The organism is Allobosea sp. 01N443 (genome assembly GCF_056399325.1).
This window is the reverse complement of sequence record NZ_JBFTRC010000104.1, coordinates 26,646-34,817: the sequence shown is the minus strand read 5'-3', so window position 1 is coordinate 34,817 and position 8,172 is coordinate 26,646. Positions and strand designations below refer to the sequence as shown.

Genomic DNA, 8,172 nt, shown 5'->3' with positions numbered 1-8,172 from the left:
AGCTGCGTCAGCGGCTTGACCAGGCTGCGCGCCATCCAGATGGATAGCATGCCGACAAACAGCGCCCCGCCGATCAGGTCCGCCGCGTTCCGCACGTAGCGCGCGCTCGCCAGATCGCCGGCGCGCTGCGTCACGATCAGCCAGGACCGATCCGAGAGGCGGACGCCGATCTCGATTTCCGATGCCACGAGCGGATAGTGCTCGACAGAATCCGCGGCGACATTGGTCATGAGCGCCGGCAGGCCGGACAAGAGAACGACACCGGTCCTGACCTGACTGAGCAGGTTGCCGTAGGGCGTGATGTTGACAACGACAGCATCCGCATCGACGCCCAGTTTCTTGCTGATCTGGGCCTGGAGCGTCGCGCTCGATGCAGGCGAAGGACCGCCCGGCGCTGCGGGTTGACCTTCACGGATGACGAAATCGAGCCACTCCTTCGATCTCAGCGAAGACAGCGCCAAATCACGCTGGCTGGCATCAGCCGCCGTCACGGTCCGTTGAGCATCGACTGTCGTATCGACAAGCCACTGCGTGTCGAACAACGCGAAATCCGAGGGTGGCACCAGCGCGCGAAGCGCTTCGCCCAGCAGTTGCGTCCCGATGAAGGTGAGGACCACAACAATGGCGATGCGGGGGGCAAAGCCCACCCGCGACCACAGCCTTACCCTCATGGCGTCGCTTCGGGCGCATCGGCAACCACGTCCGCAGTCATGACATATCCCTCGCTCCGCACGGTCTTGATGAGCAGTGGTTCCTGCGGATTGATCTCGATCTTGCGGCGCAGCCGGCTGATCTGGACGTCGATGCTGCGATCGAAGATCTGGCTTGCCCTGCCATGGGCCAGATCGAGCAGCTGATCACGGCTGAGAACACGCTGCGGATGCTCGACGAATGCCAGAAGCAGATCGAACTCGCCGCTGGTCAGGTCGGTCAGCACATTGTCGGGAGACAGGAAGACGCGGCGTTTCGCATCCAGAGTCCATCCCGCAAACCGAAAGTTCGACCGCACGTGATCGCGCGCAGCGGCGGGAGAGACGCCGGTCCGGCGCAGAACAGCCCGCACCCGCGCCAGAAGCTCCCGCGGGTTGAAAGGCTTCGTCACGTAATCGTCGGCACCGAGTTCGAGCCCGACGACCCGATCCGTATCGGATGTCATCGCCGTCAGCAGGATGATCGGGATGTTGCTCGTGGCACGGACGCGCCGGCAAAGGCTGAGCCCATCCTCTCCCGGCATCATGATATCGAGGACGATGAGGTCGAAGCGCCCTGCTTCCAGGGCTTCGAGCATCTGCGCCCCGGCCTGGGCCTGCGTCACACGCACCCCATGCTCACTCAGGAATCGCGCGAGGATCCTAAGTATCGTGGCGTCGTCATCGACGATGAGGAGATGAGGGCTGTTCGAGCGGGCCACGCGATGAAGCTCCGGCAGAGGAGTACCCTTGGCCTTCCACATGCCCTTTGGGCAAGCATCATTCTGCAACAGTCTGTTGCAAACCGAAATCCCGGCGACATCGCCCCGCGCGCCCGCGGCCCTAGAGATGAGCGTCTCGCGCACGCGTTTTGCGCCATTGGGGTTGATGAATGACGTCGTTGGAGGCGCTTCGGCGCATTTTGTCCGGCCGCGTGGCCCTGGCCGCATCTGCCCTGGCGCTCATCTGCACGACAGTTCCTGGTGATGCCCATGCGCAGAGTCTTTTCGATCGCATGCCAACGATCCCCGGCGATTGGACCATCACCCTGGGTGCTCAGGGCAGGTTTCTCCCCGAATTCGAAGGCGCTAGCCGCTTCCGCTTCGAACCCCTTCCGATCGTCTCCATCCGCCGGGCCGGCAAGGCTGCGCGCTTTCGCGCCCCTCTGGACGGTGCCGGTATTTCGCTGATCGACATCGGCGGCTTCCATGGCGGTCTTGTCGGCAAGTACAAGGGCGGTCGCGACGCTGGCGACTACCCCAGACATTTGCGCGGGCTCGGCGATGTCGACGCGACGATCGAAGCTGGCCTCTTCGCCGAGTTCTGGCCCCGGGATTGGTTCCGGACGCGAATCGAAACGCGCCGTGGTTTCGGCGGGCACAGGGGCTTCGTCGCCGATCTTTCCGCCGATGTCGTCGTTCCCGTCGGCGAACGCTGGACGCTGTCCGGCGGGCCGCGCCTCTCGCTGGCCGACAACAAGGCGACCGCACCGTATTTCGGCGTCGACGCCGCCCAATCGCTGGCTTCCGGGCTTCCCCTCTTCAATGCCAAGGGCGGGCTGCATTCGATCGGCGCCGGCCTGCAGGCGCGCTATCAACTGACGCCGCGATGGGAGGTCCGTGCCTATGTCGAATACGCCCGCCTCAGGGATGATGCGGCATCCAGCCCGCTGGTGACCCGCTATGGATCGCCGGACCAGACGACCGTCGGCCTCGGCGTGAGCTACTCGTTCGACATCAAACTCTGGTGAGGGGATGCCCCTTGGACAGGCGTGGCGAGGGCGCGGCGTATGTGAGGCAGATGGAAGCGCCGGCTCCGGCCGCTAAAGCGTAACGGAGGAAAAGGCATTTACGTTTGCAACGGGCGCAGGGTGGCTGGCAGTGATGATAGAACTGGCGAGCGCGCGAGTGTCGTGCAAATCTCCGGGACCTCGCGATCATACTGCCCCCATTGCAGGCATCTACCGTGCCGGTTCACGCTCCGAGACCAGACAAACCTAGTTTCGCGGGTCGGCGCAGGGGCGTTCTGCGCATTCTATTGCTGGTTGTTGCATCAGCAGCCATTGCAGGCTTGGCTCTGTCCTACAGCACGGTGCGCGACTACGGCTCATTTCGAGCGTCGATACTGACCGGAGCGCCAGGCGGCGCCTATCATTCGCTCGCTTCAGATCTGGCGCAGCTGGCCAGGCGCGACCGAGGGCATCTCGAGGTTATCCCGACGGCGGGTTCGATCGAGAACGCCAAACGCCTGATGGCAGACCAAAAGTCCTGCGCCGAGAAATTTGCCTTCGTTCAGGACGGCACTCCAGTGCCTGCCGAATCCGAACTGGAACTATTGGGGCGCCTGCCCGAGCCGGAGTCGCTGCTTTTTCTGACCCGGCGCGATCGGTCCTTCGGTAGCTTCTCCGACCTACGGGGCGCCTCCATCGGAATAGGCCCCGAGAATTCGGGAACGGCCTATCTCGTGCTCCAGCTGCTCGGCGATCCCGACCTGAAGAAGCTCGACATTCGAACGTCCTATCGCGAGCTCGAGGAGCAGGCTCAGCTTGTGGCGCAGGGCAATCTCGATATTGCCGCCTATGTCATGCGAAATGATGCCGAGTTCCTGCGGACGATCATCGGCCGCTATGATCTGGAAATCATCGAACTCCGAGATTTAAGAGGTTTGACCGACCGCTTTCCATGGCTGACTCTTGGGCGCGTGCCGGCTGGCCGATACGACTTGATGCGCCTGGCCCCTGCGACCGACAAAATGGTGCCGCAGGTCAATACGCTGGTCCTGGCCAACGCGTGCGCGAAGAGAGCTGACCGCATTGAATTGCTGGTGCTCCTGGCGGCTGCGCTTCCGACTTTCGTGCGCAGCAACCCGCCGACCTCGACGAGTTCGGCGACCGCGGTGCCGCTATCGTCCGAAGCGAGGCAGTTCTTTCTGACTGGCGAGCCGGAGTTCGTAGACCGCTATTTTCCATGGCTCGTGAACCTCATGTCGCCCGCCTATTGGATCTACCTCGTCATGGCCGTTACGGCCCTTTTCAACCTGCTGAAGGGCATCAGCCGCTTTCGTCTTTGGCGACTTGATTCCGCGCGCGAGAAGCTTGAGGCGGAAGCAAGGCTCGTGGCGGGGGAGGCCGTCAGCCATGCGCCAGCACTGCATCCCATCGCGAAGCCCGCCTTGCCGGATGCGGATGAACGTGAAGCGATCAAGGACATGCTGGAGCGCCTGGCCGGGCTGCGCGAGCGGTGTCAGCGATACGCCAACTCGTTCGCAACGCCGATGGGCGAGGAAATGTTCTATCGCTACCAGCAATTCCTGATCGACCGCACGACAGTCGAACTGAAGGCGCGTCTTGGAACGGGCTCATAACTCGTAGCTGCACCGATTCCCAACACGTGCGCCGACTATCGCCCCGACACGGCCCAGCCTCTCTCGTCTGGTCGATAAGATGACACGGCGCCGCTCGTTACAGACGTGCTTGAGACCGTGCACAAAACCGGCAGCAGGCCAGTTGTTGGATCAGAGAATGGCGGCACCACGTGTTCGATCAGGCGGCGCGACTTGGTGCCTTCTCAGACGGCATGCCATCTTTGATGGCGGCTTTGATTTGGTTCCGCAGTTCAGGCGTATCTTGATGCCCATGCACGGCAACGGCGTGCTGCACCGAGGCCTCCACCAGTTCGCTCTCATTGTCGGCGATGATCGTGACTGAGCAATTCATCTCGCTCGGGAATTCACGGCAGTCGATGAACTTGCGTCCCATAACGTCCTCCCCGATTGGGAGATCAAGCAACCTTCCATCACGTCGAATGGAAGCCCCCTACTTCACCCACAGTACGCTTACGCCCCGGGCCTGGCAAAAAGATCCGGCGCCCGACGATCGGATGTAGCTGAGATAATCGAAGCCTGCTGATGCGGGAGAATGTCGTTCGCCCCTGTGGGTCTCGATCCTACCAACCCGTTCGCCACTTCAGGCTAGCAGCCAAGGGCGTCACGTCCGACTGCTATGGACAACGGTTACAGAAATCTTGGAAAATCGTTTAAAATCAATATTTTATGATAATGGCTGGGGCGCCAGGATTCGAACCTGGGAATGGCGGTACCAAAAACCGCTGCCTTACCACTTGGCGACGCCCCAACGCGCTGCTGCGTTCTAGTGTGCGTCGCGCCTCTGCGCAACCGTCGACAAGCGCTTCTCACAGGTGGCTGCATCCGACGCAACAGATCCTTCGGCGAGGCTCTGGAGAAATCCACACAAGAGGTGCTTAGCCCTGTTGCGCTGCGGCGCGACGCTGGCTATAAGCCGGCCACCAGTTGATCGGAGTGTAGCGCAGTCTGGTAGCGCACCACGTTCGGGACGTGGGGGTCGCAGGTTCAAATCCTGCCACTCCGACCAAAATTTCCCGAGATATTTCAAGTAGTTACAAATCAAGCCCTTCGGGGCTTTTTTGTTGCCCGGACAGTTTCAGCGTGGCTTGATCCTCAGGTGGGCCTGTTTTGGCCCAATTAACGCATCCACGACTTCTCCCGGTACAGCGATGGTGTCGTGCGCGCCGCTCCTGTAGTCTCGCCCAAGGACAATGGGGCTCACTGTATGACGCGCTTTTCCCGAATCATCGGAATCATGAGCCTCGCCGTGCTGCTTTCCGGCTGCGACAAATGCGGGGAGCTGATGAAGCTCGATATCTTCGGCCAACCCGTGAAGACCTGCTCCGGCAATAATCCGCAAGGCTGAGCGCGGGCCCGTCTGCCTGACGCGAATCGGTGGACTATCGGGCAGGATCTTGTATGCGGCCCGATGCTTTCACCTTGTGCGGCTGCATCGGCCTTGCCGAAAACCGCAATCCACTTTTCGGGCCGACGCCTTCCCGGCTGGCGTCAAAGAAAAAGCCGGGGCAAAGCCCCGGCTCGTTCGTCTCTGTCGCTGCTGCAGGTCTCAGCCGCGGCGGCGCAGGAAGGACCAGCTTGCCCCGACCAGGCTCGCGGCCAGCGCCATCTTGAGCGCGTCGCCCAGCAGGAAGGGCTGCACGCCGAAGGCGAAGGCCTTGGCGAAGCCGACGCCGGTGGCACCGCTCGCCATTTGCGCCCCAAGAGCGAGCCACAGGCCGCCGAGGCCAAGGATCAGCGCTTCCGCGACAATGAATCCCGCGATCAGCCGGAACACCGAGGCGCCGCGCTCGGCCGCCCAGCCAGCGACAGCCGCCGCAAGCACGAAGCCGACCAGGAACCCGCCGGTCGGACCCGCGAGATAGAACAGCCCGGCCGCGACCGGCGGCGTGTTGGTGAAGACCGGCAGGCCGGCGAGGCCGTAGGCGATGTAGAGTGCGACAGTCGCGGCGCCGAGGCGCGAGCCATAGGCGGCACCGAGGCCGAGCACCGCCAGCGTCTGCAGGGTCATCGGCACCGGCCAGAACGGCACCTTGATCTTGGCCGCGAGGACGAGCAGCAGGCTGCCGGCCACGGCAAGGGCGACATTGCGCGCCAGCGCGGCGCGACGTCCGGAGATCTGGGGAAGGATCGCGTTGACCAGGGTCGGAGCGGAAAGGGGAAGCAGATCGGCCATGCGCTCTCATCCATTTTTCGAGGGCCGCGCTGCGCAGCCGGTTTTCCGTCTATAGAAAATGCTGCAATGCCCTACAAGGCGCGCGGCGGTGCGCGAAGCGGCAAGGCCGGGGCGCAACCTGCCCCCGTGACGCGACTGGACCAGGCGACGGAACCCGCATGAGCGAAGACATCGAATTCGATCGGAGCGCCACGGCTCCCTCCGGCGACGTGGTTGAACTGTCGCCGCTCGTCCGGCGCATCATCGCCGGAAATAGCGGGCCGATGACCTTTACCGGCACCTGCACCTATATCATCGGCCGGGGCACTGTGGCGGTGCTCGATCCTGGCCCCGACGACCCGGCTCATGTCGCGCGCGTCCTTGCCGCACTCGCTGACGAGAGCGTCAGCCATATCCTTGTCACACACACCCATCGCGATCATTCGCCCGCCGTTCCGGCACTGCAAGCGGCGACAGGCGCCATCGTCGCCGGCTGCCTGCCGCATCGCGCGGCGCGCGAACTGGCGCTTGGCGAGATCAATCCGCTCGATGCCGCGGCCGACCGCGATTATGCCCCCGATCTGCCGATGTATGACCGTGACACGGTCACGGGCCCCGGCTGGACGCTCTCGGCGGTCGAAACGCCGGGGCACACCGCCAATCACCTCGCTTTCGCGCTCGCGGAAGAGACAAGCCTGTTTTCAGGCGACCATGTCATGGCCTGGTCGACGAGCATCGTTGCCCCGCCCGACGGCTCGATGGCGTCCTACATGGCTTCGATCGAAAAACTGCGCGCGATGGAGCACGCCATCTACTGGCCTGGCCATGGCGGGCCGGTGAACGAACCGCAGCGCTTCCTGCGCGCGCTCGTACAGCACCGCCGGCTGCGCGAAGCCGCGATCCTCAACCGCCTCAGGGCTGGCGACGAGCGCATCGCGGAGATGGTGCCACCAATCTATCAGGGCTTGCCGGTCGCATTGCATGGCGCGGCCTCGCTCTCGATCCTCGCCCAACTCGAGGATCTGGTCCTCCACGGCACTGTCATCTGCGACGAGGCACTGCCGATGCTGGCGAGCCGATACAAGCTGGCCCGGACCTGATGCAGCGGCGTCGATTTCTTCGGATCGCATCACGCCGTCGCACATGACCTACCGTGCCTCGACCAGCAGCTCGACCTCTGCAGCAAAGGCGGCGATGCGGGCAGCATTTGCGCCGAGATCGTGGCTTCCGATCCGCGAAGCCGAGCGGATGTCGATGCGGCTGCCGTCGGCACGCGGTCGCACTCGGATCGTGATGTCCTCGGCAAGGCGCAGGATTCGGGTGCGCGCCACCGCCTCGATCCGCCCTGCCCCGCTGCGTCCGCCGGGGCGCGACGCTTCGAGCACCTGCCAGCCCAGTGCAGTGGCGGCCCGGCGCGCGATTGTGAACGCCGTTTCGGCCGGGACCTCCAGCACGATCGGCAGCGTCTTCGGATAGGCTTGGCGCTGGATGCGCCGCTCTCCAGCCGGTACGTCGGGCGGCACCAGGCCGTGGCGCACGGTCAACGCGGCCTGCGAGCGGCTGAAGGTCGGGGGATCATCGATATCGGTCGAGATATCGCTCAATCGCGGCAGCGTCAGCCATTTGAAGCCACCATAGAGCACTGGGGCAAGCATGATGAGCGCAAGCACGAAGGCCTGTGCCGCCATGCCGACCCCGCGATGCCCCACCTGCCAGATCCGCATGAAGGCGAGCACGGCCAGCAGCAACGCCAGCAGAACGAAGCCATAGGCACCGGCGATCGGCGCGAGTCCCTGCGCCGAAGGCTCGCCGAGCCGGGCGACGAGAATGGCCAGCAGCAGCACCGCGACGGAAAACCAGGCCAGCCGCCGGCTCCAGCGTGCGGCGCGCGAGACAGGTTCCTCGAAGACGATGCGACGATGCATGATGATTACGTGGCGGGGTCTG

Annotated in this window: 8 protein-coding genes and 2 tRNA genes; 4 read left to right on the top strand and 6 right to left on the bottom strand. The window is 63.7% G+C overall.

Features of this window, described 5'->3' with window-relative positions:
- Both AC1DRP_RS22725 and AC1DRP_RS22720 read right to left on the bottom strand, forming a co-directional pair.
- Positions 1-671 (bottom strand): hypothetical protein (locus AC1DRP_RS22725; protein ID WP_476769622.1); only part of this gene is annotated, 671 nt, incomplete at its 3' end.
- Positions 668-1,453, bottom strand: coding sequence for a response regulator (locus AC1DRP_RS22720; RefSeq protein WP_476769621.1), 786 nt, complete (start codon positions 1,451-1,453; stop codon positions 668-670). The genes AC1DRP_RS22720 and AC1DRP_RS22725, both read right to left, overlap by 4 nt.
- A gap of 251 nt (positions 1,454-1,704) precedes the next feature.
- Between AC1DRP_RS22720 and AC1DRP_RS22715 the strand changes: the two genes are divergently transcribed.
- Both AC1DRP_RS22715 and AC1DRP_RS22710 read left to right on the top strand, forming a co-directional pair.
- Positions 1,705-2,439 carry a MipA/OmpV family protein gene (locus tag AC1DRP_RS22715; protein WP_476769620.1) on the top strand — a complete coding sequence of 245 codons (735 nt, stop codon included), beginning with the start codon at positions 1,705-1,707 and terminating at the stop codon, positions 2,437-2,439.
- A 215-nt stretch (positions 2,440-2,654) separates the two neighbouring features.
- Positions 2,655-4,052, top strand: a complete 1,398-nt coding sequence (locus AC1DRP_RS22710; protein ID WP_476769619.1) for a TAXI family TRAP transporter solute-binding subunit — start codon at positions 2,655-2,657, stop codon at positions 4,050-4,052.
- A gap of 178 nt (positions 4,053-4,230) precedes the next feature.
- Here AC1DRP_RS22710 and AC1DRP_RS22705 read toward each other — a convergent pair whose 3' ends face one another.
- Positions 4,231-4,446, bottom strand: a complete 216-nt coding sequence (locus AC1DRP_RS22705) for a DUF1059 domain-containing protein (RefSeq protein ID WP_441488286.1) — start codon at positions 4,444-4,446, stop codon at positions 4,231-4,233.
- A gap of 300 nt (positions 4,447-4,746) precedes the next feature.
- Positions 4,747-4,821 (bottom strand) — tRNA-Gln (locus AC1DRP_RS22700).
- A 181-nt stretch (positions 4,822-5,002) separates the two neighbouring features.
- On the opposite strand from AC1DRP_RS22700, the gene AC1DRP_RS22695 reads away from it, so the two are divergent.
- A tRNA-Pro gene (locus tag AC1DRP_RS22695) sits at positions 5,003-5,079 on the top strand.
- Positions 5,080-5,619: 540 nt separating this feature from the next.
- Here AC1DRP_RS22695 and AC1DRP_RS22690 read toward each other — a convergent pair.
- Positions 5,620-6,246: a biotin transporter BioY gene (locus AC1DRP_RS22690; RefSeq protein WP_476769618.1), complete on the bottom strand. Its 627-nt coding sequence runs from the start codon at positions 6,244-6,246 to the stop codon at positions 5,620-5,622.
- A gap of 158 nt (positions 6,247-6,404) precedes the next feature.
- Between AC1DRP_RS22690 and AC1DRP_RS22685 the strand changes: the two genes are divergently transcribed.
- On the top strand, positions 6,405-7,325 hold the full coding sequence (locus AC1DRP_RS22685) for an MBL fold metallo-hydrolase (protein ID WP_476769617.1): 921 nt from the start codon (positions 6,405-6,407) through the stop codon (positions 7,323-7,325).
- A 48-nt stretch (positions 7,326-7,373) separates the two neighbouring features.
- Here AC1DRP_RS22685 and AC1DRP_RS22680 read toward each other — a convergent pair whose 3' ends face one another.
- Complete coding sequence (locus tag AC1DRP_RS22680; protein ID WP_476769616.1) at positions 7,374-8,150, bottom strand: DUF1499 domain-containing protein; 777 nt, start codon at positions 8,148-8,150, stop codon at positions 7,374-7,376.
- Positions 8,151-8,172: the final 22 nt, after the last annotated feature.

Excerpts from the sequence above, each read along its gene's own strand:
- AC1DRP_RS22720 (WP_476769621.1), bottom strand. The coding sequence starts at position 1,453 with ATGTGGAAGGCCAAGGGTACTCCTCTGCCGGAGCTTCATCGCGTGGCC.
- AC1DRP_RS22715 (WP_476769620.1), top strand. The coding sequence starts at position 1,705 with ATGCCAACGATCCCCGGCGATTGGACCATCACCCTGGGTGCTCAGGGC.
- AC1DRP_RS22705 (WP_441488286.1), bottom strand. The coding sequence starts at position 4,446 with ATGGGACGCAAGTTCATCGACTGCCGTGAATTCCCGAGCGAGATGAAT.
- AC1DRP_RS22690 (WP_476769618.1), bottom strand. The coding sequence starts at position 6,246 with ATGGCCGATCTGCTTCCCCTTTCCGCTCCGACCCTGGTCAACGCGATC.
- AC1DRP_RS22685 (WP_476769617.1), top strand. The coding sequence starts at position 6,405 with ATGAGCGAAGACATCGAATTCGATCGGAGCGCCACGGCTCCCTCCGGC.
- AC1DRP_RS22680 (WP_476769616.1), bottom strand. The coding sequence starts at position 8,150 with ATGCATCGTCGCATCGTCTTCGAGGAACCTGTCTCGCGCGCCGCACGC.